Origin of the sequence: Gracilibacillus salinarum (assembly GCF_022919575.1) — a bacterium.
Taxonomy (GTDB): domain Bacteria; phylum Bacillota; class Bacilli; order Bacillales; family Amphibacillaceae; genus Gracilibacillus; species Gracilibacillus salinarum.
In genome coordinates, this window is the sequence record NZ_CP095071.1 from 4,016,032 (window position 1) to 4,041,111 (window position 25,080).

Genomic DNA, 25,080 nt, shown 5'->3' on the forward strand with positions numbered 1-25,080 from the left:
CTACTCAACGTTAATGAAATTTTATTATATCATCGTTTAAATAGCTGTAAAGCCACCATCAATTGGAACAACAGCGCCATTTATATATGCAGCATCTTCACTTAGCAAGAAGGCGACTGTGTTGGCAACTTCTTTTGGTTGACCTAAACGTTTCTGAGGCACTGGGTCGATTGCGTTTTTTGCTGCGTCTGGATTTCTTTCCATAAAATGTGCTACCATAGGAGTTTCCGTTGCTCCTGGAGCTACTGCATTAGAACGAATTCCTTGTGCAGCATACTCAGCGGCAATTGTTTTAGTAATACCTATGATACCATGCTTTGTCGCTGAATAAGTTCCTACTGTTTCTTGACCTACAAGACCGGCTGTAGAAGAAGTATTAACAATAGCACCTCCACCATTCTTAAGCATAACCTCTAATACATACTTAATACCATATAATGCACCACGCATATTAATATCAATTACTTGATCAATCTGTTCAATTGTATTTTCAACAAAATTAGTCCCAGGCCCGGAAATACCTGCATTATTGTAAAACATATCGATCGTACCAAATTCTTTTACTGTTTGATCAACATAATTTTTCACATCTTCTGCCTTACTAACATCTGCCTTAACAAATATAGCCTTGGCTCCATTTTCTTCGATCATTTTTACCGTTTCTTGGCCACCATCTTCTGATATATCCACCACACTGACATTAATACCTTTTTCTGCTAATTTAACAGCTACCGATTGTCCTAGTCCACTTCCCGCACCCGTTACAACTGCAACTTTTTGACGTGTCATATGTCCATCTCCTTTATGTAAGTTGAAAGCAAATAAAAAGTACATTGCATTTATTGTTTAATAAAATGCTGTGTTTGTCAATAAAGTTGTCTCATTACTACTGATCAAATTTATCCATAAGAAGGTTATCTTTTTTGTAATATATAACGATAACCAGCCATGTTTAACAGCAGCAGATTACAAGAAAATTTAGGCGGTGTCTGAAAGAGGATAGAGAATTTATAATGAAAGAGGGACAGATTTTCTGCCCCTCTGTCCCATTAAAGTTCTATTGAATTACCTACTTCAATTAAGGAATTTTTTACCTTTTCCAGTCCTAATTTATCTAGTTGGTCATTGTCAATGTCTGCTTCAATATCGTAATAATAATTTCCGTCATACAAGAACAGAATTAGATGTTCCTCATTGAATAAAGCTTCTGTTCCGTTAGAGAGCTCTATCGATTCATTTTCTTCCCAATCATAGAAAGTAGGTTCATCTTGTAAGATTTCCAGGTCTACAGCAATGTCATTTTCTCCATCACCATAATAAGAGACGACATATTTATGTGTGTTATCGCTGGCATAATGATATACATTATGACTAGAGATGATTACATCCTCGATCGGCAGTCTAGTTGGAAAATTTACTTGCTCTATTGGAAGCTCATGTGGTGTTTCTCCAGCTTCTGCAAAAGAATATGCTAAAGCAAGATATTCTTCTTCGCTAAAATCTTCGCCATCGATGATATAACACCAATCATTTTTTACAAATGACAGTTCACCCTCATCATTATTGTATAGGTAAAAGTAATAATCGATGCCATCTTTTGTTTCTACAAGTTCTAAGTCATCATTATAACAAGATTCTTTTTGGTCCTCCTCCGCATTATCAAATGCTTGAAATGACATATCAGTCCGCTTGTTAGAGTCAGTTGCAAACCTGATCGTTTGACCATAGGTATCCATACCAACACTGTAGTTAATCCGGTTAACTTCTTCAGGGAATTCTGTAGGATAATGAAGCGCGGCAGTGTTATTCCAAATTTTCTGATACATTGTTGTCAAGTCTTCATTTACTTCAGAAAAAGGAATACTGTCTGAACTTACTGATGAATCCATTCCAGGTCTGGTCATTTTTTCCAAGTTTTCCTCCTGTGCAAGAAAATCCGTTGTCGCATAGGAAGTAACCTCTCCAAGTGCCGCCTGATAAAGATAATTAACTTTCACTTCATCGCTCTCTTTATCAGCATAGATGATAGATATTCCATCACCTGAGAGTGTATAGTATCCAGCATAAGTACTGTTGAAATCTAGATTAGGCAGTTGATAGGTTAGCTTTTCAGGGATCGAGTGGATATATAAATCCTCAGATTCTACTAAGAGGATTCTTCCGTTGTTATCTATATCTCCCACATCATCATATTCAAAATCTGTATAGCTCTGGGTTTCGCCTGTTTCCAGGTTCATAAAGTTATGACTTTGATATAATGGGTCTGGCGAATTTTCACTTATCTCAAAATAGGCATATTCTCCATTTGGTGAAAGTTTTCTATTATAGAGAAAAAGATCTTCTGTATCAAATTGTTCATGATAGGAATCCAAGTTCACTAATTCCTCGAGATTTCCTGTTTCACGATCTAATAGGTATAGTCGGTAAAATGCATCTACAAGCAATTGCTGTCCATCATTAGTAATGGAAATTTCATCAAATGATTCTGATTCATGACCTGTCATGTCAGGTAAATTATATTCTTCGCTTTCCTTCGCTTCGGGATTATAAACAGTAAGAATGTCACCATCGATGGACCTGAGTATGACTTCCATCTCATTCGTAATGCCTTTTACTTCGCTGCCGTAGTTTTCAAAAGTTGGTTCATTATGAACGATCTCCTCTTTTTGCGAATCATATATCATGAATTCATGATCCATTTTTAGGCAATTTAGGATTATATATTGGCCATTTGGAGAAACTTGAGCTTGCCGACAAGATTCCTCTTCGTTATCAGAGGTAGAAAGATCGTTCAGATCAATCGCTTCATTTCCTTCATATTTTAGATAATTGCTACGCTCATCTTCCCGTTTGATTGATTCCACAGTAGAGAATAATACTGTACTAGCATCATTGGAAATTTTGACACTATGAATATCATAGGTGGCATTTTCCGGTTCTTCATATGTAAATAAGGCTTTTTTTTCGAGACTTGCTTCGTTTTCTTCTTCAGTCGGTTCATTCCCGCTTATCGTTTCCGTCAAGTTCTGGGAAGAATCTTTTGACGATGAACATGCTGCAAGTAAAAATAACGATGCGATTAATCCAATTAGATAAATATTTTTGGTCATGTTAACACTCCTTCATTTGACATACTCGCTTATTATAACAAAAACAGATTACCAATATTGGAAAAATTAGATAAAATGATTCTATTTCCCTAAAAAAATATGCTAATTGAAAAAAATACAGATATATAGATGTGGGTCAATTATATTATTTCCAAAAGTGAAAAAAGTTAATGAATCAATCAAATAATCATATTTACCAATAACTTCATATTTGGGTCCCCAAGTGGGATGCACTAAATGCTTATTTTAATTCTTCTTGGGTAATGTGATATTATGAAATAATTACAAAAAGTAGTAAAAACAAGGCTTTTCTTACATTTTTTTGCATTAATCTTACCTTATTTCTTAAAAAGCTTCCGTAAGAGGAAGTTCTTGAAGCGGGATTAGAAGTTTTTGCAAGAAGAGGTTACTATAATACAACTACTGCACACATTGCAGAAAAAGCAGGCATATCACAGCCTTATGTCTTTCGATTTTTTATAACAAAGGAAGAATTGTTTATTGCAGCTTTAGTATCAATTTTTGACCGTTATTATTGATCAATCACTAAATAAATGAAGACGGTGAAAAATATGAGATTAGCCAAAATAGACTACGTTTCGATTGGACTAATTGTTGTTTGTGTCATTAGTTGGTTGGACTAGTTGGAATGATCAACCCTGTTGAAAGGATTCTTCATACTTTTAAGCATGTGGATACTGCTCCTGAACAACTTGTTGAAGAGATGGTCACAGCATATGAAGAGCTTTCTGCATTATATCCTAATGAAATCGCATTACAGGTGATAGGAATTTCCGTTACACAAAGCGCTGTGCGAAATGCAACACAAAAAGGGTTGTTGAGCATCCATAATTATACCATAGATCGATTTAAAGCAGCAGGGATTAAGAATGTGGAAAAGGAAGTTACGACATTTTTGGCGAGAGGAATATTATGTAATATTTCTTATTTCATAGATCTTCATGAGCTAATTGATGGTAAAAAAAATCAATAATCCAGTTTAGGTGATTTCACGGGAGGTGTTATAGATGAGTACAAACAATATGAAGAATTCTATTGTATTAGGTATTATAGCTATCGTGGTCGTATTGTTCACATTTTGGGATTAAGATAAAAAGCTTTATCTGTTAGAGGTATTTCATCTTAATCTTTCCTGTAGGAGGATGGAAATAGCAGAGTCGCTAACATCCTATTTTTTATTATTTTTATGATTGATTAATCACTAACTAAAGGAGTTTTGTAAATGAAACCATCGATTGCTTTAGGAGCAACTGTTGGGACAGGACAGGTTTATTGTTTTGGAATTATTGAACAGAGGGATAGAAGTTATTGCTTTCGGTCGATCCAAAGTAAATTGAATGCACTAATGGTGGAACATGATCATTATCCAAAATTAACAGTTAAACAGGGGGATATATTTGATTATCAAACAATTATAAAAGTAGCTGATACTTTAGGGAAGAAAATTGTATTTGTTGATGAAATTTACGTATATGGACATCAGGTTGCAAAGGGAGATGAAAGTCATCCGCACCAGCCACATACTAAAAAAGATAAAATTAGAGTGGAATTTGGGAAGTTGATATTCAGTTCCAAATGGAGAAGAGCGGAAGCATTAATTGTCCGATTGGCATATTATTATGGTCCCACATCACAAGATTCTTATTTGCAGCCAACTCTAGAAGGAAGGGCAGCTAATAAGATTACGATTTTTATTGGAAATTTGAAAACACCTCGGGAATATGTCTATTTACCAGATGCCACTAGAATGATTGTAGATATAGCTGTAGAAGATGATTCTTATGGAGAGAACTGGAATATACCAGGCTCTGAATTGATTTCTGGTAAGGAAATTATCAAAATTGCTCGTCAAATAACTGGAAGTCGAAAGCTCATCATTCCACTAACTAAAAATGCTATTCGTTTTATTGGCTTGTTCGATCTATTTATGAGAGAGATTGTCGAAATTATGTACCTCACTAAAGAAGGGTTTATTTTGAGTGGCGAAAAATATGAAAAACGGATCGGCATCATTCCAAAAACATCATTTAAAAAAGGACTCGAAGAAACATTAACGCGATTGATGCGTGTAAATTAATTGCACTGAGCAATCATCAAAATGTATCATGTAAGAAGTTATCAAATAGGGAGAAAGACCCTCTGTGTGGACAATTCTATTCAGAGGGTCATCCCACAATATTGCAAAACCCTCGCACAATTAGAAACAATCTCCGTTTGCATTGCATAGAAATTGTGATGACTAACATCAATTACAACATTTAATCCAAGTTAACTATGTGCAGTAATCGACTCGTACATAACTTGAAATCGATTACCGTTCTTAGCACTTGCTGTAGTCAACATTCAGAAAATTTCAAGATAACTCAAAAAGCATTTAGAATTGAGGTGTAGGCAATACAATGAGCAACGTGCATTTTAAAAATATTGATGATACGAATGAATGCAAAGTTAGAAATATTAAATTAAAGAGTGGACAAGAAACATTTATCGAAACGGTAGATGAATGTTTAGATGAAGCGAAAATCCATCGTGAATGGCATCCAGTAGCTATATATGATGCTGATGAAATAATAGGATTTGCTATGTACGGTTCTTTTGGTCCTAATAAAGATACTTGGATTGATAGAATAATAATAGATAAAAAATATCAAGGTATGGGTTACGGAAAAATTTCGATGAGGAAGCTTATTGATATCGTTTCAGAAGAATATGGAGTAAACGTTATATACTTAAGTATCACTGAGGACAATAGAATTGCCTATAGCTTATATGAGAGTATAGGGTTCGAGTTCATGAATGAAAGGGATCCGAATAATGATGAACTTATGTTTAAGTACACAGTTAGATGAGTGATGGAGAGGTCTAGTTCTAAAAATTTCCAAATTCCCGTGAGATGTATTGCTTTTGATTAATGTGCCACCGAATATTAATCAAATCAATACCACACGGATGCTGAAGACATACGGTAGAATAAGCCGCCCATCTCCTATGAAAATAAATTTAATAAAGTGAGGGATATTCTATTAAAAAAATATTCTTTATTGTCATATTAATTTGTATTGTTTCCCTAAGTGCTTGTAAACAAAAGGATGATAATTCAGATGAAAATATAGGAACAGAAAACTTAAATAATCCAGACGGCAGACTAACTTACGGAGAGAGTTACAAAGATAAAGATAAAATAGTAACGATGCATACAGCATATGCAGAGAGAACAGAGGGCAAAAAGGATGCCGAAAGTATGTTCACCATCTCTTCAATTGTTTCCATCGAAAATGTTGGAGAAATGTCTTTGATTACAGAAAACTTAAATTATCATTTAGTCCATGGTGAAGAAAGATATGAAGGTGAGTTTTTAGATAATCAAAACCCTTCAATTACAAAAATAGAACCCACGGAAAAAATAACTCTCAACATATCTTTCAAAGTTCCTTTTATTCAAGACTCATACAAATTAATAGTTGGTAGTTCAAGTTCATCATCAGATGAGCCTTGGTATATAAATGATTTGGATAAGTATGAATACTAAAGTAAATGTAATTATGTATACAAACTAGCGAAGGATAACCTCAATATTGCTACAGTGGTATTTGCTTTCATGATCAAATATTGAAAAAGCTGGATGCTGTCAAACCAGCTAAAGGATTATGAGTAATAGTAAATAATTTATGAGTCGATAAGCAACATGTGATTATGATAATGCAGACAGAAAGTGCTCACTTTCTGTCTGGGTAACTTTAATACAAGTAAGACTCTCCGTCATCTGGAACAAACACATTAGAAGTAATACCTTTTTCATTCATGAATCGCTTTAATTCATCCCTTGATAATGTCCAATGGTTGACAGCCTCCATGTGAACAGCAATTATTTTAGCTTGTGGAGCTGCTTGGTTGACCTGATATACATCCTCTTTCCCCATAACTAAAGAACCGCCTTGACTGAATTGATTATCGCCTGCATTAACAATTATAATTTCTGGTTTGTGTCTGTCTATTTCTTCCTCGACTCCATCATACCAGACCGTATCACCGGCGATATATAAAGTTTTCTCTGATGAATGTTTGAAGACAACGCCGCACACATGTCCAGCTAGCTTTAGGATCTCGCCTCTTCCATGTTCACCTTTCGTTTTCGTTAACTGAATACCTTCGAAGATTGTATCCTCTTGTAAAACCTCGACATTTCCAAAACCATCGTTTCGAATGGTGTTTGCGTCTTCTTCATTTTGGGTGAAAAGCTTGATTTCTTTTGGCAATATTTCTTTAGCAGCATCATCCCAATGGTCAGGGTGAAGATGTGTTACGATAACGGCATCTGCCTGGATAATATGATTAACACCGACCGGCAGGCTAACTAAAGGAAATAATTGATCTCCTTGTGGCGCGCTTGAAGCTGGATTTGGCATAGGCGGATAAGCGCCTTTTTCCGCTAGCATTGGATCAATTAAAAACTTTTTCCCTGCGTATTCAACCATTAATGTTGCATTTCGAATTTGTTGTATCTTCATAACAATTAACTCCTTTTCGTTGAAAATTTCTCTACACAATGTATATTCTAAACTATGACCTATTCACAAATACATGGATGAAATAAAGTCTTTTACCGATTTGACTTTATTTATGAAAGGAGGGAAAGAAATGTTAGACAGAACGGATTTTCTTATCATAGATGAATTATCCAAGAACAGCCGTATTACTATGAAGGAATTAGGTGAAAAAGTGCATTTGACTGGACCTGCTGCAACGGCAAGAGTAGAAAAATTAGAAGATAGTGGTATTATTGAAGGGTATAGTATTCAACTTAACCAAGTTAAAATGGGATATGATATCCATGCTTTTCTGACGATTATTACACAAACGATTAATCATCAGCCATATTTAGCGTTTCTAAGAACTCGTGAGCAATATGTAATCCATCACTATAAAATTAGTGGAGACGGTTGTTATCTTCTTGAATGCAAGTTCACATCCAATGAACAAATGAGTCACTTCTTAGAAGATTTAAATGAGTATGCAAACTACAAATTATCCATAGTGATTGATGAAAAATGAAAAGGGTAGGGGTCAAGACGGTCAGCGATTGGATCGTCTTTTTTAGTTTCAAGAATAAATTAATAAGAATAATATGGAATATTATGTTAAGATATTGAGTGAAACGCAGTATTAATAAACTAATAGGTGGAATCTATTTATGACAAACGATAATCAAAAATCAAATATCGGCTTTACACTATTCAAACCTACAGGCGTAAAACATGAATATTCAGTTGTTGATGTACACAATAAGCAAGTCACTGGAACGATATCATACAATGGGAAAGTGTATATGACTGTTCATGTAGATCTGAAAACAAATACTGTGGACATTGATGGAAGTATTAAAGAGCTTGAAGATATTGCGATGGATAAAGCATCCTACATCGATCTGTTTAAGAGCCAGGCGGAATTTTTTGTGGAAAATAATATACGTGACCCAAAGAAGTATTACAAGCAATTTGAGTAAGCCATATTATGTATAGTGATTTGGAGAGGTGTTTTTGCAAAAAAGAAATAAGACATTGACGAAGCTGCTCCAATCTAGACACGTCATTGATGGAGCCCTACAGATAATTGAATAGCGAAGAATCTGTTGAAAAACTTGAGAAAATCTACTTATCTTCTGTTACGATAACGGATGACAAAGGCAGAAAAACAGGATTCGATTTTTTGAACAAATGGATGGAAAGAGAATTGATGATCTTTAATAATGTCTTGGATGTAAGCGATTCATATGATCGGATTTTACTCATTATTGGTAGTGATCATCTCTGGATGCTGAGGAGATTATTTGAAGGGAAATGGCTGGAGAGTTATCAACCCTTTTAAACATAGTAACCTGCAAGCCATTGAACAAACTGGAGGTAAAGATGGACTACATATTAAAAAAGCTAGCCAATTTGATAAGCAGTCAAGATCGAAAAATGATAATTGGCATCTCAGGTCATGGTGCATCTGGACGGATCCATATATTATAGAATCAGCTGCTATGAGGAAATATGCTGTTATCAATTATGAATATAAGAATGAAAATCATCAATATAAAATGACAGCTTGTCATCCTGGTGCTCATCATATAACTGCTTTAGAAAGAGACATAAAAATGATCAGAGACGACTTGGATTTATACACTCTGGCAACACATTATGATCAGAGTCATTATATATCTGCTGAGAACGATGTAACTATTATAGAAGGAATGAGTGTGGCGTTTTCCAATCTGGATTTATTTGATGTAACAATTTACTTATACACGAATGGTGAAACGGAATTTACCAGAAGATCCACAAGAGATATTGCTGAAAGAGGCGCAGATATAACAGCACTAAAGCAATCTCACAAAGAACGCAGAATTCAATATGAAGTATTTATGCATCCTTATCATCAAAATTTCGATATAGTTGTGAAAAATTCGAATGAAAAGTATTGCATAGAAAAAGAAGAACTAATTTGATGGCTGTATGAACGAAAAAGTAAGGATGGAACGATGACAGAAAAACAAATGCTAAGAAACTCAAAATTCACGCTTGCATTTCGGTTTATTCTGACATTAATAGCTGTGTTTTTTATTTATGCGTTTTATATGATGGTTACGAATATAGTATTTGATAAATCAGCGATTGGAAAAGAAAATATGTATTATTCCAGTCTTGCGCTTGAATGGACAGTACCCAATGTGCGAGGTGATTTTGAGATAAAGGAAGAAGACCTGTCAGCTTTCGGAACAAAAAGTTTGTCCTATAATGTATTGAAAAAGGTTGGGACAGAAGATCTTGTAATTGGTGAGGCGCAAATAACGAAACGACTGTCCAGCAGTTATTCAACCATTACTTATAAATATCCAGGTCAAAAGAAATTAAGTGAATTTTCCTTTTCGCTACCTGAAGACCCACGTTCAGGAGGAAAGTTAAAGGCTAATACTTCACCAAATGTGTGGGGAACATTGGAGAAGCTGCCTGAAGGAACAGTGGGCGAGTTAGCTTTTTCCACTACAGATTTTATGAAAGCTGAGCAGCTGATACAATCATTAGCTGATTATGATCTTCGCGTATTATGGATGCCTTTGTATACCGGGGAGTTCGTTAATTATGATCCCTATGGCTGGACTGGTGGAAGCAATTTAATGATGTTATCCGATGTAATTGGTTTAACAGGCGGTATGGATCATGATGAAAACTATCATCAGTCACTCTGGATTACCTGGTTAGATGAAGGTTCACTAGAGGATAGCAAGCAGCTGATGTTAAAGAACATGGGCGACCTTCTTGAAAAGCCTGAAAGTTATTATCAGGATTTCCTGCGTCTCGGCCATTTAGAGGAAAGATATCAATATCTTGAAGAAGAAGGTTTTTCTGTATATGGGGCTGTTGTAACAGGTCCTGCAAAAGAATTATTAACATTGCAGGAGGCTGACTTTGTTCAGGGTGAACAGCTAGGAGAAGTTGAGTTGTGGAATTGGGAGGAGTGAGGACGTTACGAGGCGGTATCATAGGGTCTTTAAGACTTATGCCACGGAAAAGGGATTTGAGCATTATCGTTCTCAATCAGAGGGTAAAAAATGACCCGAATTAGTGGAAGGAAAAGGAGCAAAAGATTTTGCTCCTTTTTGTGTGACAGTTATTTCTTTTTCAAGTGCCTAAGATAGCCCATGGATGAGGCAAATGCTGCTGTTCTTGCAGGGACGCCTTTTTTCATTAGGTTCTCTGTCGTTTCTTCAATTTTTTCGCCGACACCTTTGCTTTTCAAAGTAAACCCTCCTTTCTTTCTTATTATGTGTGGCGGGAGATATATCAATACGACCAAAGCTTATCAGTACCGGATATCACAAAAAGAGGAAGTCAAAATGATTCTGAGCAGACGTTGCACTGTTCACGGTTTCAACAGACCGAACCTTGATGAGAGTAGTAGTGCTATAAAGAGCAGGGGAATAATAAAATATGTGAAGAATAACATGAACAAGTCATATTACCTTGACATAAATTTCTTTAAACGATACTATTAAAAATAATTTAATATATGCACTAGGGGTGTTATTTAACTGAGATGAGTATTACCTCAAACCCTTTGAACCTGAACTAGTTGAAACTAGCGTAGGAAAGTGTAAACTCTAATACATACTTAAAGAGCGACTGTTCTTTATGCTTAATATGTAGTTATTTAGTTTTACGCAATTTTCCTATGGGAAGGTTGCGTATTTTTTTTATTTAAGTTTCATCAAAATTAAAAATACAGGAGTTGTTATGATGAGTAGAAGCGTATTAGTAACAGGTAGCAGTAGAGGTTTAGGAGCAACCATTGTAAAGACGTTGGCACAACAAGGTTTTCAAGTGGTTATCAATTATTATCAAAGCAAAGATGCTGCTGAGAAGCTAGTTTCTGAGATTGGTGAAAAGAATGCGATTGCAATTCAAGCTGATGTAACAGATCGTAAAGAAGTAGATAAATTGATAAATAAAGCAACAGAATATTTTGGTCAAATAGATGTTGTAGTTAACAATGCATTAGTAGATTTCAAATTCGATCCAAACAAACAGAAAACCTTTACAGAACTCACTTGGGAGGATTATCAAAAACACCTAGATGGTACGTTAAAAGCAGCATTTAATGTAGTTCAAAGCGTCATACCTCAATTCATTGAACGAAAAAATGGAAGTATTATCAATATCGGTACTAATCTATACCAAAATCCAGTTGTACCCTACCACGAATATACAACAGCTAAAGCTGGATTAATAGGATTCACACGTAATATCGCTTCTGAATTAGGACTATATGGTATAAAAGCGAATGTCGTTTCAGGTGGATTATTAAAAACGACTGACGCCAGTGCTGCTACAACTCCAGAAGTATTCGATTTAATTGCTCAATCAACGCCATTGAAGAAGGTGACCACACCTCAAGATGTAGCCAATATGGTTGCTTATTTATCTTCGGTAAATGCGGACGGTATTACAGGTCAGAATTTCACAGTTGATGGCGGTTTGACAATGAACTAATTGCTTAATCTTTAAAATAAGGAGTATGCAAGTCAATTAATAATGCTCTATTTGGAGGTGTGAAAAAAATGACAAAGACAAAAGGAAAGCAGCTACACTTAGGAGTTTTGCTGTATGGTTGTGGACACCACCAAGCAGCTTGGTTAATGCCAGATTCAAGCGTTGAACGGATTGGCGACATTTCTTATTACCAATCTTTATCACAAATAGCGGAAAAGGGGTATTTTGACGCAGTATTCTTTGCTGATAATCAGTCATTTAAAGCGAAAGATTCTAGTGATATGCCAGCATTTTGGTTTGATCCAGTAGTCAATTTAACTGCTATTTCTCAAGTGACAAATCATGTGGGATTAGTCACAACAATTTCAAGTACTTTTTCTAATCCTTTTACAGCTTCACGACAACTATTAAGTTTAGACCATATTACAAAAGGACGTGTTGGTTGGAATCTCGTAACGTCAATGACTGATTTAGAGGCATTAAATCATAGTATGGAAGAACTACCTTCTCATGACAAACGCTATGAAAAGGCAGATGAATTCGCTGCTTTAATGAATAAGTTATTTCTTTCATGGGACAGTAAGGAGTTTCTACATCATCGAGAAGAAAGAAAATTGATAAATCCTTCAAACATTCAGCCTTTTCATCACGAGGGTACTTATTTCACAGTGAATGGACCATCCACTACGCCAAAAAGTCCGCAAGGCAAACCAGTATCCATGCAGGCAGGGGCATCGAAACAAGGCGTTGCATTAGCTGCAAAATATGCCGATGCAGTCTATTCCGTATCGTGGAACTTAAACCAAGCCAAAAAATTTCGTGAAAGATTAGATGAACAAGTTAAACATAGCGAAGACAGCGATAGACATATCAAAGTATTTCCAGGCTTAGTAACCTATGTAGGCCGTACTCATGAAGAAGCGCTAGCCAAAAAAGCAGCATTAGATGAGCAATTACCTCTTGAAACAGCCTTAAAACAGTTGAGTTTCTTTATTCAACAAGACTGTTCTAATTGGGAAATTGATAAAGAAGTACCTCCATTACCCCCAGTAGAAGAATTTACTGGCCCAGTTGGACGTTACGAAACGATACTAGAAATTATTAATGATAAACAACCTACAGTAAGAGAATTATTAGGATATCTAAATGCAGGTGGTGGACATCACACGCTGATAGGCACACCCGACGAAATTGTGGATCAGATGGAAGTCTGGTTTGAAGCAGGTGTGGCTGATGGATTTAATCTTATGCCTCCTACATTACCTGGTAGTTTAGAGGACTTTGTTGAACTTATCGTTCCTGAAATGCAAAAAAGAGGTATTTTCAGAGAAAAATATGAAGGTCATACCTTTCGTGAACATTTAGGGTTGGCATAATAAAATGACTCTACTAGTTAAGGGGTGAGATGCTGGTATTAGTCTAAAAATGCATATGAGGGGATAATTTTTTATTATGTATCGGCCGTGATAAACGCAACCAATGGTTCGAAAGAGATCATTAGTGTTAGTATGTTTTCGATATCCAAAGGGATGATCCCTTTCCTGAATAAGTCTTCAAGCTCAGTTAACTGATGTAAAGCCTGATCGAGGTCATAAGTCTCATCGAATAGTTCATAGGACATGCCACCTAAAGTCTGTTCATGGTGCTTAAAATAGTAGAGAAAATTACTACGATTTTGTGAACTGATCAATTATTCTACCGGATGTTTTCTTATATTTACATCAGAATTAGACGATCATCAAAAAGGTCGTTCTTATTTATGTGGAATATTATGTTAGTATAGATGTAGAGAGAACTATGTTAAGGAGCAATATAAGATGAGTGAATTAAGTGATTTGTTATCAAGAAAAGTGATAGCAGCTACCATTTCTGGTTCGTTATTTGCTATCCTGTTAGGCTTAGCAGTTCCTAATCCATTCAGTGAAATTACATCGGTTGGTCAATATTTTCAAAATGTAGCCATAGCAGTTCGGGTATATCTTATGTATGGTTTTCCAGTTATCCTCTTGTACGCCACCATAACGTCTACGATAAGCGATTATATTGCCCATTGGTTAGCTGTACACACTAAGGGGAATTTGAAGATATATTTTTCATTAACATTTCATGTTCTTTTCGGATTGATTTTACTTTGGTACAGCTTGTTTGCATCTATATTGTATTTCATCACGGATTATGTGTTGATGAAGAAAAATATTTACAAATGGAATAGTGCTCTGAAAAGCTTTTGGATTCCTGTTTTCGTTTGGGGAGTTTTTGTAGTGATTACATATGTTATTGGCTGATTATAGTGGATCTTGAAAGTGAGACATCCAGACAGCGTCAAAATGAATACATTGAAATACATAAGTTGATTCTTAAGATTAACTTGTCTAAAAGGGTGGAAATATGGAATTTAATTTTTGGATGCATATTACCGTTTTTATAGCTCAATTAATTGGCTCACTTTTAGCGATAGCCGTTTTCTCCTCTATATTTGTTGAAAATAGAAAAAGAGGATATCTATATCTTGCATGTATATGTGGAGGAATGGTTTATGGATTAATTTTAGGATTTAGTGGTTCAACTGTACTGGGGATAGGTATGTTAATCATTGATGTTAGTGTACTTATCGTTGCTTATTTTGATACGAAGAAAAAGCTGAATGAGCTAATGGATAACCAGCTTGAGGAAGGCGAGAATTTTTCTAGATAGCGTGAGAAAAGTGTAGTATTATCAAATTTCATTACGCTGATAAGAAAACAAGAATCTCAAATTAGGAGATTCTTGTTTTCTTATTGAAACGTTTTAGTATTATTTGGGGTCTAATTATTGAAGCGAAAGGAGGAAAATATGTCGGACCAGCAGATGATTAATAAGGCAAGAAGGGGAAACCAGAAAGCCTTTCAGGAATTGATTCAACAAGAAAAAAATAAGCTTTACCGGATGGCCTATATGTATGTAAAAAATGAAAATGATGCTTTAGATATTGTGCAGGAAACCATATACAAAGCGTACATATCAATTAAAAAACTAAAGAAAAATCAATATTTCTCGACCTGGTTAACCCGAATACTGATTAACAATGCCTTGGATTTTATAAAGAAAAACAAGCGGGTCATACCTATTGAAGCAATGGAAGAGTTTCGGACAACCGAAATTTACGAGGTAGAAGATCACATCGACTTGGTTGATGCAATTAATCAGCTGCATGACCAGTATAAAACTGTTATCATTCTCAGGTATTATCAGGATTTTACGGTGAAACAAATTGCAGAAACATTGAATTGCCCAGAAGGAACGGTAAAGACTCATTTACATCGTGCAGTTAAACAGTTAAAAATGTATTTAAAGGAGGAAAGTATTCAATGAACAATAACTTTCCGAATTTTAAGAAGGATATCGATCAAATAGAAATTCCCGAAAAGAAATTGAATCGTGCGGTAGAAAGTGCGATAAAACAAGGTAAAAGAAAAAACTGGAGTCTAAGCAAAAAAATAACCTACTTATGCAGTGCCGCAGTAATATTCATTTCTCTGTTAATGGGTTCCACATTTGTTTCTCCCGTCATGGCGAAAGTTATTTCAAATGTTCCTTTACTAAATCAAATCTTACAAAGTATGGATCAAACGGAAGATAGGAAAGAAATGTTAAATGAATTATATAACAAGGTAAGTGAATCGTTAAGCAAGAATTATCAAGGTGTAGTTAGTGTCTCCATGTCTAGAATGTTCACCTACGACCCGCCTGAAATAAACATTTTGACTGAAGATAAAACCCTTGAACAAGAATATGGAAAAGAAATAGAAGGAATGATCAATGATTTAGCAGACTCGTTCAACATAGGTGAAGTTAACATTTCTATAGAATTAAAAAACGATGATTTTGCTGAGGTAAGCAAAGAGGACAAAGAACAAGCAGAACGCACCGATCAATTATTTAAAATAGCTGAAGAAGTGTTGCGGCAAAAAGGGTATAAACCTGGAGTGATGAGTATGGATGCTGAAAACCCCATTCTGCAAATTGAAGTTAGAGATACCCAGCAACAATTTAATAAAGAAAAGAATGATGTTGAAAGTCTTGTACATGATGCGATTTTTAATAAAACAGATTTAGAATATCAAGTTGAAATCACCGGACGAAGCGAGGCGGAAATAAGAGATCAAAACTGGCAGCCTATTTTTAGTTCGGTGATGGATGAAGCGAATAAAAAGTTCAGTGAGGTGAACGGATTTGCCTATTCCTTTCATCCAGAACCACTCCAAATTATTTTGAAGACTTCCTTGTCAGATGAAGAACAAGCTAAAAAACTGGCAGCAGAAATTGCGAAATACGCAAGGGAAGTAATAGAAGTAAAAAGAGATGCATTAAAAGTCGAGAAAATATCTTATAAATTGATTATCAGAGACAAAGAACATGATAATATTTATGAGATGTTATATAAATAAATTTGCGTTATTAGTTGAGAAAGATAGAAACAGCATTCACATGAAAGAAATGTTGTTTCTATTTTTTTGGTAAATAAATGTTGCGGTGTAATAAAAGATGTAGATAGTGCTGAACGGTGGGTGTGCTTTCTAACGCCAACAGATAGAGAAAGGGAATGGGAGGGTAGTTTCTCTGGACTTGTCGTGTTGGTTATGAAGAGAAAGGCATAAAACCACCCAACTAAAATCAATTGTTTTAGGAAGATGGCATAACCAAGTTACGGCGTCTATCACTTAAACCGAAACTCACCAAACAAACTTAGAAGGCGGCACCTGATAATATTTCTTAAACGCCTTCGAAAAACTGTATGGATCGGGGTATCCAAGCATGCTGGCAATTTCCTGAACCGAGTATTGTTTACTGTATAAAAGGTCGCGAGCCCGGTTCATTTTTAATTGATAGATATACCGCCCAGGGGTCACTCCTAGTGCTTGCTTAAAATAAGAGATAAAATATTTCTCCGACATTCCTGCTATCGTCGCGAGTTCTCCAACTGTCAGTGTTTGATGAAGGTGTTCATGAGCGAAATCAAACACAGGCTGCAGCTTATCCAAATATTTGGTCAGCTTCTGTTCGGAGGCATTTTGGATAAATTCACCTCGATAGTGACAACGGCCATAATGCTCCATAATCTTGGCTATCAGAATCGTCAAAGCTCCCTTTAAACGCATCTGTGACATGGCCATTTGAAGTTTGTATTGATCATATGCATCCAAAAAAAGACGACGTTCCTCTTTTACAAGCTCATTTTTTAAAATCCCTGCCAGCTGAAAATTATCCAGAATACTTAGATGATCGCCAAGACTGACGTCAAAATGAGTGAAAATAAAGATGCAACTGTCACTTGGGGTTGTTGCGGAATAAGCAACCTTTGGACTAAGAAGAATTAAATCTCCCTCTGAAGCGATGTGAACCTCATCTTGTATCCTGATTTCTACTTGCCCTTCTTGAATACACCATAAGTCATAATCTTTATACTGTCTTCTTTCTATCCAACTGTTTGGATGTTCGACTTCGCTGCAGGAATTGATCCGGACCGTTACAAGTTCTGAAAGCTCATTAAAAATATCTACACTATCCATCCCTGAAATCATCCTCATACTTTTCGACATATTATTTTCTGTTCATTATATCATATGAATTTTCGCTGGATAGTTAATCTTACTTTTTGACATGAAGTGCTTACTTTCGTGCATGTTATTTATTGAATCCGCTTTCTATAATGAAACATAACACAAGAAATGGAGGGGAATTTCAATGACGATTCAAAATCCAAAGGTAGTAGTACTAGGAGCAGGAAGCTTGTTCTTTGGCCGCCAGTGTATTTGGCAGATGGTACATTCAAAGCATCTAAACAAAGGAACATTGGCTTTAGTGGATTCAAACGAAGAAAGGTTGAATAAACTGGTCAACTTAGCAGAAATGGTGGTCGAGGACAATCAGGTAGATTTAAAAATCGAAGGATCGGTCGACCGCAAAGAAGTATTGCAGGATGCTGATTTTGTCGTCCTTAGTTTTGCTGTAGATACGGTGAAATACAGAGGGATAGACTGTGATATTTCTGAAAAATATGGAATCAGAATGTGTTCCGGCGATACGATTGGTCCGGGTGGTATTTTCCGTGCGATGCGTGAACTTCCGATGATCATGGAGTGTGCCAAAGATATTGAAGCCATCTGTCCGGAAGCATGGGTGATCAATTATATTAATCCATCGACAGTGAATGGCATGGCGTTGAAAAAGTATGCACCAAATTTAAAGACGTTTGCTCTCTGTGATTCGCATCATATGCCGCATAAGAAAATCATCTATGCGGAACGGGCCGGGATCATCAAAGACAAAGAGGAGTATACCGACGAAATCGATCGTCAATTTGATGTGCGCATAGCGGGTGTCAATCACTTCACATGGCTGTTGAAGGCGGAGTATAAAGGGAGAGATGTACTTCCTGCAATTGCGGAATCATTGAGACGTTCTGGAGAGACAGAAACAGTCGGTGGTGATACCGGTGCCAAGGCACTTTTCAATGATGCGATCAGCTATCAATTATATGATATTTTTGGCTATGTCCCAACTTGTACGGCACATACAAAGGAATACGTTCCTTACTGGCAAGGCCTCGGCAAACTGGAAGATTCAATTCCGCCATTATCGATTTGGGAAACAGAAGACCGTTATCAGCGTCATGATGAGATGTGGCAACAGATTGATCAGTTCTTAAGCGGTGAAACGCCAATCAGTGCATTCATGGACACATTTGGTCCGGATCATGCCACCGATATTATTGAAAATATGGTAGGGGGATTAGGTAAACCATTCTACATTAACACGGTCAATCACGGCGCAGTCTCCAATATGAACGACGATTCCTTCCTGGAATTACTTTGCGACGTCACAATGGATGGAGTCAAGCCACTGCCTGTTGGTGAAATGCCCCGCGGAATCCGAGGTATGCAAGAGTTAGTGCTGGATACACATGAATTAACAGCAGAAGCAGTTGTAGAAGGAAATCGTGACAAGCTTAGAATGGCGATGCTGACTGATCCACTTGTTCATTCAATTGCTGATGCCGATCAGATTATTGAAGAACTTCTGGAGTTGGAGAAGGATATGATTCCTAAGCAGTGGTATGAGAAGGATTATGTGTAAGATTGCTTGTTAAAACAGTTAATCCTTATTTGCAACCATTTCACAGACGAATCTTTCAAACAAAAAAACTCACATATGAGTGAAGAAAGGAGATTGTTATGAACGGAAACCAAGCTGAAACACAGCCAAATCATGAGCAGGAACATCAGCTTGTGTCACCAGTTAATCACTCAAGAAGAGAGCCACAAAAGGGGTTTGCAAAGAAAGTAACAAAGAAGCGATCAAAGTCAGGAAGCATTTGGTATGTTTTCCTGACTCCAGCGCTTCTTGGGATTCTGCTTTTCATGGTTTATCCCATTTTTGAATCTTTAAGACTCAGTTTCTTTCAATCTAATGGAACGAATGAGACGTTTATCGGTCTTGCAAACTTCAAGACGGTTTTGACATCGGGCCCTTTCTGGAACTCGGTATGGAATACTTTCTATATTGGTATTTTTCAGATTTTAATTACCATTCCTTTAGGTTTTATCTTTGCTTCGTTAATTAATTCTACGCCTAAGGGGCAAAACTTTTTCAAAGTAGTTTACTTCTTGCCTAATGTCACTTCGATTGTTGCGGCCGCGATGATTTTTGCTTTTGTTCTTCATCCCGAAATGGGGATTGTTAATTATGTACTTGATTCATTGGGCTTGCCAACACCTGGATGGCTATCCGACCCCAATACATCAAAATGGGGAGTCATTTTACTGTCGGTATGGCATTGGATTGGGTTTGTTATTATTATCTGTTTGGCAAATTTACAGGCAATATCGCCGGAAATGTATGAAGCAGCTCGTATTGATGGTGCTGGAAGATTTCAGCAATGGCTGTTTATCACGATACCTAACATGACTTCTACTTTTGCATTCCTACTGATCACTGGTTGGATTGGTGCTCTGCAGCGGTTTAATGAGGTGTATGTATTAGGTGGTCCGACTGGAAGCCCTGCCCGTTCGATACAAACAATGGGTGCATTCATTTATGAAAGGGGTTTCACTGGAATGGAGTTTGGAATTGCCTCTGCTGCCACATATATAATGTTTATCATTATCCTCATATTCACATTTATTAACTTAAAAGTTTCTAACATGAAATTATGATGACACGGAGAGGAGGAAAGCGGAATGAATAATAATCTTACTGAGAACCAAATGCAACGTTTAACCGATATTCTCAAGTTTTTTGTTTTGTTAGTGTGTGGCGTTGTACTAATGGCACCTTTTATATGGATGGTCAGTGTCGGATTTGACCGGACGGCAAATATAAGTATGCCTTTTCCACCGAGGTTAATTCCACAAGAATTGTCTGGTTTCAACTACGGGATTGTTTTTGAAAATGGACGTTTAATCCAGTCGTATATTAATTCAGGTATCGTTACAATTAGTTCTGTTTTAATTGGAGTGTCTGCTTCTTTAATGGCTGGTTACGCTTTTTCAAAAGGGAATTTTAAAGGAAAGAAATTGTTATTCATTATTGTACTATGTACCTTAATGATACCAATGGAACCACGATTGATACCCTTATATACTTTGTTTAACAGTGTTGATTTATTGAATACATTCTGGCCGCTCATCCTGCCACCGATTATAAATGGCATGCTGATCTTTCTATGTAAACAGTTCTTTGATCAGCTTCCAGATACCCTTCGAGAAGCAGCGCAGATTGATGGTGCTGGTGAGTTCCGGATCTTTTTTAAGGTTTATTTACCACTGGCAGGACCTATTGCCGCAACCATGGTAATTCTTGCTTTTATATGGAGCTGGAATGATTTTATGTGGCCGTTAGTTGTACTTAATAGTCAGGAGCTTCACACTGTGCCGTTATATTTGGCTAGTTTTTCTTTGGAGAATGGTACGAGTCTAGGTGGGTTAACAATGGCTCTTGCGACAGTAAGTATTTTACCGATCATAGTATTGTATCTCTTCTTACAACGATACATTATTCAAAGTATTGCCCTTAGTGGGGTAAAGGGATGATGACAACATTCCTTTTTCAAGTGGCTATATGACCTATGATAACTTAAAAACTGGAGGGGAAGAAATGAGATTTACATGGTGCAAAAAGTCTTTTTTTGGTATCGTTCTTGTGATGTTAATGGCAGTGGTACTTATAGCTTGCAGTGATGATTCCACTTCTGAAGGGATGTCGGATCTTCCTAAAGCAGAAGTGGACAATTCTCAGGATTGGGAGGGAACGATAAAGGTTCAATTGATTGGTAACTTTTCTATGGAATCTTCAACAGACCCCATTACTGGAGTTAAAACAGAGGGAGTAGAGGTTTTAAAGAAAGAATTTGAACGGCAACATCCAGGTGCTACTGTTGAATTTATATTAATGCCATGGGAAGGTTATACAGAAAAAACTCAGGCAATGCTCACTTCAGGTGAAGCGGATGTCTATCAAATGCCTGGGGTGGCGGATTTTGCTTCACAAGGTGTTCTAGAACCGTTACAGCCATTCATTGAAGAAGATGACGAATTCCAGGTGGATAAGTTTATTGATAATCAGGTGGAAGGGTGGAAAGCTTTAGGTCCGGAAAGCGAAGATTTGAGTATATACAGCCTTCCTTTTCTTAGCGATGCTCGTTTCATTGCATATGACAAGGAATTGTTTGATCAGTGGGGGGTAGAGTATCTCTCTGAATATCCTACTATGGAAGAAATTGCTGAAAAGGCAAGTAAGATGACTGGTGAGAATCCTGAGACAGGTGAACAAAACTATGGTATTTGGTACCGAGGAGATTGGGGTTCTGCCTTTACTTTAACTAACACAGTTGAAGGTCAAAATGGACAGTGGGGTACAGGCTTTGCTTGGGATGAAATGGAATTTTCTTTTGATTCGCCAGAAATGTTAAAAGGATTAAATTGGTTGTTAGATATGCAAGAATTAGCACCTGAAGGAATCGTTAGCAATCAAGGAAATGAAAAATGGATGACAAAAGAAAACGATATCGCTATTATGCTTGATCAGGCACCTGAGAACATTGTGAAACCAGCGTATGCTCAGGGGGTGGATGATAGAATTGGTATTGCACAAGTGTTTAAGAATGATCAAGGCCAAGGTGGAGTCTTTTCTGGAAGTCCGATCACTATTGCGAAAAATAGTGAAAATAAGGATTTGGCATGGGAATGGTTGAAATTTGCTACAAGTGAATTTGCTCAACGATATATTTTTGAGGAAGTCGGTGCGATGCCTTCCCTTAAGGCGGCTAAAGACTGGGAAAGTGTGAAGGAATATGAGGAGCTGATAAATCCTGTTTTCGAAGCACTCGCTACTCCGTGGACTCCACGTTATCCATGGGGATCTGCTCAGCCGAGATTTATTTTAACTTCTGAAGTGGAAGCGGCTTTAACAGGAAAGAGATCTCCGGAAGATGCACTAAAGAAGGCGCAACAGGAAAGTACAGCATGGTTAGAGAATAGATAGTGAGTGAATAAGTTAGGGCAGAATAAACATAATTAGAGTGATTCTAAAACAATCGGAATCACTCTAATTATAAACCTTCTTTCTTTTTTTTAAGTATAGGAGAATCTTTTAATGTTTTTTATTAGTTTTCTAACAACGCCTCAATCTCATCCTTCCAAGTCTCTCTTTTATTCACCACAAATTTATACTGTTGATTCTCTTTGTCTACCACTTTCAAACCGTTTTTCATAAGTGGTATTCCTAAAACTTTATTCGTATAAAATTCCAAGCGATCAATATCTGATAAATTAATTTCCACTTTCTCTTTCTTAATGTTCATTTTATGTGCTTCATGTGTTAGCTGTTGAGAAGTTAAATACAACTTGCCACCGACGGCTTCTTTTCCTTTCCACAGGTTCGCCATTCCCTTTTTTACGACGTTTTCCATGAGACTATCACCTCTCCTTGTCTTTCTAATGTATACGATCGAGCGCGAGAAAAGTTTCATCCTTTCTAATGAGTTACCAATTTATTCCCTATTGGTGCAGAAATAAACCACCTGCAATATACAGGTGGTTTGCTTTAAATCTCTATTTTATTTGTTTTATGAACGGCTTCAGTGCCAGCATCCAGTGCCGTCTTGTAATAGGAGCATTTATGCTCAATCAGCTCCATTGTCTTCTTCAGTTCTTCCATCTGTGCTTCCACACTCGCTTTTCGTTCCAAAAACATGTCATATCTTTGCTGCAGTGTGTCATCTCCGTCTGAGCACCAATCAATGAAGCTCTTAATTTCCTTAATGGGCATTCCAGTCGATTTTAGACATTCAATCACTTTTAGTGCGTCTAAGTCGGATGCTTTAAACAGGCGAGTTCCGCTAGCTGTACGTTCCACAAAGGGCAGAAGTCCTTCTTTGTCATAGTAACGCAAGGTATATACGGTAAGGTTCAATTCTCTTGCCACTTCTCCGATAGAATATGTTTTCATCACTGATCTCCCTTTTCTGATTAACTTCGAGTGGCAAAATACTATCACGGTATTACTGGAATGTCAAAATCTATTACATATAGAAAGTCCTTCAAATAAATAGACTTCATCACTTGACCTAGAGTTAACTATAAGGCGTAGAATGGATGGGAAAGAGAAGAAGCTCTCTTTAAGTATTTATTTCAGGAGGTTTTTATTAATGGTAACTGCTAAAGCACGTGCTGTCGACGGTCCAAAAAAATCGTTCCGCGCAGCTGAGATTACTCGACGCGAACTTGATTTACATGATGTGTTGATTGAGATTAAATATGCAGGAATCTGCCATTCTGACATTCATACTGCCCATGGTGACTGGGGAGAGGTGAACTATCCTCTTGTACCTGGACATGAGATAGCTGGGGTAGTGACGGATGTAGGACCCGAGGTAACCAAGTATAAGGTAGGTGACCGTGTTGGTGTTGGATGTATGGTAGACTCCTGCGGTGAATGCGAGAATTGCCAGCAAGGAGAAGAACAGTACTGTCTCAAAGGAAATGTTCCAACATACGCTGGTGTAGATAAATATGGCGAGCCGACTCAAGGTGGTTATTCCACTCACATCGTTGTAACAGAGGATTTTGTTCTTAGAATTCCTGATAACATTGGGCTTGATGTAGCTGCGCCATTACTTTGTGCTGGAATTACGACATATTCTCCATTAAACCATTGGCAAGCTGGCCCTGGTAAGAAAGTAGCCGTTGTTGGTATGGGCGGTCTTGGTCATATGGCTGTTAAGATTGCACATGCTATGGGGGCTGAGGTGACGGTATTGTCACAAACATTGAATAAAAAAGAGGACGGCATGCAATTCGGTGCAGATCACTACTATGCCACAAGCTCTCCCGAAACTTTCGAGCAACTGGCAGGTACCTTTGACCTGATTATTAATACGGTAAGTGCTAATATTGATATCAATGCGCACCTCTCCTTATTAACGTTAGATGGGACGCTCGTAAATGTTGGTGCACCTGCAGAGCCATTGGCTGTCAATGTGTTCTCTCTCATTCCTCACCGTCGTTCCTTTGCAGGTTCCATGATTGGCGGCATTCGTGAGACACAGGAAATGCTGGATTTCTGTGCAAAACATAACACCGTTCCCTCAATTGAAGTGATCTCGGCAGATCAGATTGATTACGCATATGAGCGCGTGTTAGCTTCAGATGTTAAGTATCGATTCGTGATTGATATTAGTACGATGTAAGTTTTTATAAGAAAAGGCTTGGAGGACAATCTCTAAGCCTTTTTTACACGTTAGGAAAGTATAAAATTTTAGCAGAGAAGAAGCTCGACGTAGTGAAAATTTAAAGTGTACCAAGTATAAGAAAAACTTCGGCACTCGCTAAAGACAAGGCGAATGCCGAGTTTTTCTAATGTTAGGAAAAGTTTTAGTA

The 25,080-nt window shown here is 37.0% G+C and carries 26 protein-coding genes, 3 pseudogenes and 1 riboswitch; of the genes and pseudogenes, 21 read left to right on the forward strand and 8 right to left on the reverse strand.

Features of this window, described 5'->3' with window-relative positions:
* Positions 1 to 36: 36 nt before the first annotated feature.
* A complete protein-coding gene (locus tag MUN87_RS18940) occupies positions 37 to 789 on the reverse strand; it encodes an SDR family NAD(P)-dependent oxidoreductase (protein WP_244742847.1) in 753 nt (250 codons plus the stop codon).
* Positions 790 to 1,049: 260 nt separating this feature from the next.
* Complete coding sequence (locus tag MUN87_RS18945) at positions 1,050 to 3,110, reverse strand: hypothetical protein (RefSeq protein ID WP_244742849.1); 2,061 nt, start codon at positions 3,108 to 3,110, stop codon at positions 1,050 to 1,052.
* Positions 3,111 to 3,472: 362 nt separating this feature from the next.
* Between MUN87_RS18945 and MUN87_RS18950 the strand changes: the two are divergent.
* The 5 genes and pseudogenes from MUN87_RS18950 to MUN87_RS18970 form a co-directional block, all read left to right on the forward strand.
* Positions 3,473 to 3,640, forward strand: a pseudogene (locus MUN87_RS18950) (helix-turn-helix domain-containing protein); the annotation flags it as partial.
* Positions 3,641 to 3,759: 119 nt separating this feature from the next.
* The gene (locus MUN87_RS18955) at positions 3,760 to 4,104 is read left to right on the forward strand and encodes a hypothetical protein (RefSeq protein WP_244742852.1); all 345 of its coding nucleotides are present in this window, start codon (positions 3,760 to 3,762) and stop codon (positions 4,102 to 4,104) included.
* A 249-nt stretch (positions 4,105 to 4,353) separates the two neighbouring features.
* A pseudogene (locus tag MUN87_RS18960) lies at positions 4,354 to 5,208 on the forward strand (Rossmann-fold NAD(P)-binding domain-containing protein).
* 322 nt (positions 5,209 to 5,530) lie between these two features.
* Positions 5,531 to 5,980 (forward strand): GNAT family N-acetyltransferase, encoded by a 450-nt coding sequence (locus MUN87_RS18965; protein WP_244742857.1) that lies wholly within the window; start codon positions 5,531 to 5,533, stop codon positions 5,978 to 5,980.
* 341 nt (positions 5,981 to 6,321) lie between these two features.
* Positions 6,322 to 6,660, forward strand: a complete 339-nt coding sequence (locus tag MUN87_RS18970; RefSeq protein ID WP_244742859.1) for a hypothetical protein — start codon at positions 6,322 to 6,324, stop codon at positions 6,658 to 6,660.
* 208 nt (positions 6,661 to 6,868) lie between these two features.
* Here MUN87_RS18970 and MUN87_RS18975 read toward each other — a convergent pair whose 3' ends face one another.
* Complete coding sequence (locus MUN87_RS18975) at positions 6,869 to 7,639, reverse strand: MBL fold metallo-hydrolase (protein WP_244742861.1); 771 nt, start codon at positions 7,637 to 7,639, stop codon at positions 6,869 to 6,871.
* A 130-nt stretch (positions 7,640 to 7,769) separates the two neighbouring features.
* Between MUN87_RS18975 and MUN87_RS18980 the strand changes: the two genes are divergently transcribed.
* From MUN87_RS18980 to MUN87_RS19000, 5 genes and pseudogenes are all read left to right on the forward strand, one after another.
* Positions 7,770 to 8,183, forward strand: coding sequence for an Lrp/AsnC family transcriptional regulator (locus MUN87_RS18980; protein ID WP_244742863.1), 414 nt, complete (start codon positions 7,770 to 7,772; stop codon positions 8,181 to 8,183).
* Between the two features lie 139 nt (positions 8,184 to 8,322).
* On the forward strand, positions 8,323 to 8,634 hold the full coding sequence (locus tag MUN87_RS18985; protein ID WP_244742866.1) for a hypothetical protein: 312 nt from the start codon (positions 8,323 to 8,325) through the stop codon (positions 8,632 to 8,634).
* A 107-nt stretch (positions 8,635 to 8,741) separates the two neighbouring features.
* On the forward strand, positions 8,742 to 8,996 hold the full coding sequence (locus MUN87_RS18990; protein ID WP_244742869.1) for a DUF5694 domain-containing protein: 255 nt from the start codon (positions 8,742 to 8,744) through the stop codon (positions 8,994 to 8,996).
* A 41-nt stretch (positions 8,997 to 9,037) separates the two neighbouring features.
* A pseudogene (locus MUN87_RS18995) lies at positions 9,038 to 9,621 on the forward strand (phosphoribulokinase).
* A gap of 33 nt (positions 9,622 to 9,654) precedes the next feature.
* A complete protein-coding gene (locus MUN87_RS19000) occupies positions 9,655 to 10,635 on the forward strand; it encodes an anti-sigma factor (RefSeq protein ID WP_244742872.1) in 981 nt (326 codons plus the stop codon).
* 149 nt (positions 10,636 to 10,784) lie between these two features.
* On the opposite strand, the gene MUN87_RS22345 is transcribed toward MUN87_RS19000, so the two are convergent.
* Positions 10,785 to 10,913, reverse strand: a complete 129-nt coding sequence (locus tag MUN87_RS22345; RefSeq protein ID WP_255840636.1) for a hypothetical protein — start codon at positions 10,911 to 10,913, stop codon at positions 10,785 to 10,787.
* A 267-nt stretch (positions 10,914 to 11,180) separates the two neighbouring features.
* Positions 11,181 to 11,281: riboswitch (TPP riboswitch) on the forward strand.
* Positions 11,282 to 11,410: 129 nt separating this feature from the next.
* On the opposite strand from MUN87_RS22345, the gene MUN87_RS19005 reads away from it, so the two are divergent.
* Together MUN87_RS19005 and MUN87_RS19010 are read left to right on the forward strand one after the other, a co-directional pair.
* A complete protein-coding gene (locus MUN87_RS19005) occupies positions 11,411 to 12,163 on the forward strand; it encodes a 3-oxoacyl-ACP reductase (protein ID WP_244748012.1) in 753 nt (250 codons plus the stop codon).
* A gap of 68 nt (positions 12,164 to 12,231) precedes the next feature.
* Positions 12,232 to 13,539 carry an LLM class flavin-dependent oxidoreductase gene (locus tag MUN87_RS19010; protein WP_244742874.1) on the forward strand — a complete coding sequence of 436 codons (1,308 nt, stop codon included), beginning with the start codon at positions 12,232 to 12,234 and terminating at the stop codon, positions 13,537 to 13,539.
* Positions 13,540 to 13,613: 74 nt separating this feature from the next.
* Here the strand turns inward: MUN87_RS19010 and MUN87_RS19015 are convergent, their stop codons facing one another.
* A complete protein-coding gene (locus tag MUN87_RS19015) occupies positions 13,614 to 13,784 on the reverse strand; it encodes a hypothetical protein (RefSeq protein ID WP_244742876.1) in 171 nt (56 codons plus the stop codon).
* A 196-nt stretch (positions 13,785 to 13,980) separates the two neighbouring features.
* Here MUN87_RS19015 and MUN87_RS19020 point away from each other — a divergent pair, with 196 nt between their 5' ends.
* The 4 genes from MUN87_RS19020 (at position 13,981) to MUN87_RS19035 (ending at position 16,590) form a co-directional block, all read left to right on the forward strand.
* The gene (locus MUN87_RS19020) at positions 13,981 to 14,448 is read left to right on the forward strand and encodes a hypothetical protein (RefSeq protein WP_244742879.1); all 468 of its coding nucleotides are present in this window, start codon (positions 13,981 to 13,983) and stop codon (positions 14,446 to 14,448) included.
* Between the two features lie 103 nt (positions 14,449 to 14,551).
* Entirely contained in the window at positions 14,552 to 14,857 is a 306-nt protein-coding gene (locus MUN87_RS19025) for a hypothetical protein (protein ID WP_244742881.1), read from the forward strand.
* A gap of 138 nt (positions 14,858 to 14,995) precedes the next feature.
* Positions 14,996 to 15,514 (forward strand): sigma-70 family RNA polymerase sigma factor, encoded by a 519-nt coding sequence (locus MUN87_RS19030; RefSeq protein WP_244742883.1) that lies wholly within the window; start codon positions 14,996 to 14,998, stop codon positions 15,512 to 15,514.
* Positions 15,511 to 16,590 (forward strand): DUF4179 domain-containing protein, encoded by a 1,080-nt coding sequence (locus MUN87_RS19035; protein ID WP_244742886.1) that lies wholly within the window; start codon positions 15,511 to 15,513, stop codon positions 16,588 to 16,590. The genes MUN87_RS19030 and MUN87_RS19035 overlap by 4 nt, the downstream gene beginning before the upstream one ends.
* Positions 16,591 to 16,875: 285 nt before the next feature.
* Here the strand turns inward: MUN87_RS19035 and MUN87_RS19040 are convergent, their stop codons facing one another.
* Positions 16,876 to 17,712 (reverse strand): AraC family transcriptional regulator, encoded by an 837-nt coding sequence (locus MUN87_RS19040; RefSeq protein WP_244742889.1) that lies wholly within the window; start codon positions 17,710 to 17,712, stop codon positions 16,876 to 16,878.
* 175 nt (positions 17,713 to 17,887) lie between these two features.
* Here MUN87_RS19040 and MUN87_RS19045 point away from each other — a divergent pair, with 175 nt between their 5' ends.
* The 4 genes from MUN87_RS19045 to MUN87_RS19060 all read left to right on the forward strand — a co-directional run bounded on the left by MUN87_RS19045 (position 17,888) and on the right by MUN87_RS19060 (position 22,684).
* Positions 17,888 to 19,279, forward strand: a complete 1,392-nt coding sequence (locus MUN87_RS19045) for a family 4 glycosyl hydrolase (RefSeq protein ID WP_244742891.1) — start codon at positions 17,888 to 17,890, stop codon at positions 19,277 to 19,279.
* A gap of 98 nt (positions 19,280 to 19,377) precedes the next feature.
* The gene (locus MUN87_RS19050; protein WP_244742893.1) at positions 19,378 to 20,358 is read left to right on the forward strand and encodes a carbohydrate ABC transporter permease; all 981 of its coding nucleotides are present in this window, start codon (positions 19,378 to 19,380) and stop codon (positions 20,356 to 20,358) included.
* 24 nt (positions 20,359 to 20,382) lie between these two features.
* Positions 20,383 to 21,234: a carbohydrate ABC transporter permease gene (locus tag MUN87_RS19055; RefSeq protein WP_244742896.1), complete on the forward strand. Its 852-nt coding sequence runs from the start codon at positions 20,383 to 20,385 to the stop codon at positions 21,232 to 21,234.
* A 64-nt stretch (positions 21,235 to 21,298) separates the two neighbouring features.
* Positions 21,299 to 22,684, forward strand: a complete 1,386-nt coding sequence (locus tag MUN87_RS19060; protein WP_244742898.1) for an extracellular solute-binding protein — start codon at positions 21,299 to 21,301, stop codon at positions 22,682 to 22,684.
* Between the two features lie 121 nt (positions 22,685 to 22,805).
* Here MUN87_RS19060 and MUN87_RS19065 read toward each other — a convergent pair whose 3' ends face one another.
* Positions 22,806 to 23,111 (reverse strand): GRAM domain-containing protein, encoded by a 306-nt coding sequence (locus MUN87_RS19065; protein ID WP_244742900.1) that lies wholly within the window; start codon positions 23,109 to 23,111, stop codon positions 22,806 to 22,808.
* Positions 23,112 to 23,245: 134 nt separating this feature from the next.
* The gene (locus MUN87_RS19070; RefSeq protein ID WP_244742903.1) at positions 23,246 to 23,650 is read right to left on the reverse strand and encodes a MerR family transcriptional regulator; all 405 of its coding nucleotides are present in this window, start codon (positions 23,648 to 23,650) and stop codon (positions 23,246 to 23,248) included.
* A 199-nt stretch (positions 23,651 to 23,849) separates the two neighbouring features.
* Here MUN87_RS19070 and MUN87_RS19075 point away from each other — a divergent pair, with 199 nt between their 5' ends.
* The gene (locus tag MUN87_RS19075) at positions 23,850 to 24,890 is read left to right on the forward strand and encodes an NAD(P)-dependent alcohol dehydrogenase (protein WP_244742905.1); all 1,041 of its coding nucleotides are present in this window, start codon (positions 23,850 to 23,852) and stop codon (positions 24,888 to 24,890) included.
* Positions 24,891 to 25,080: the final 190 nt, after the last annotated feature.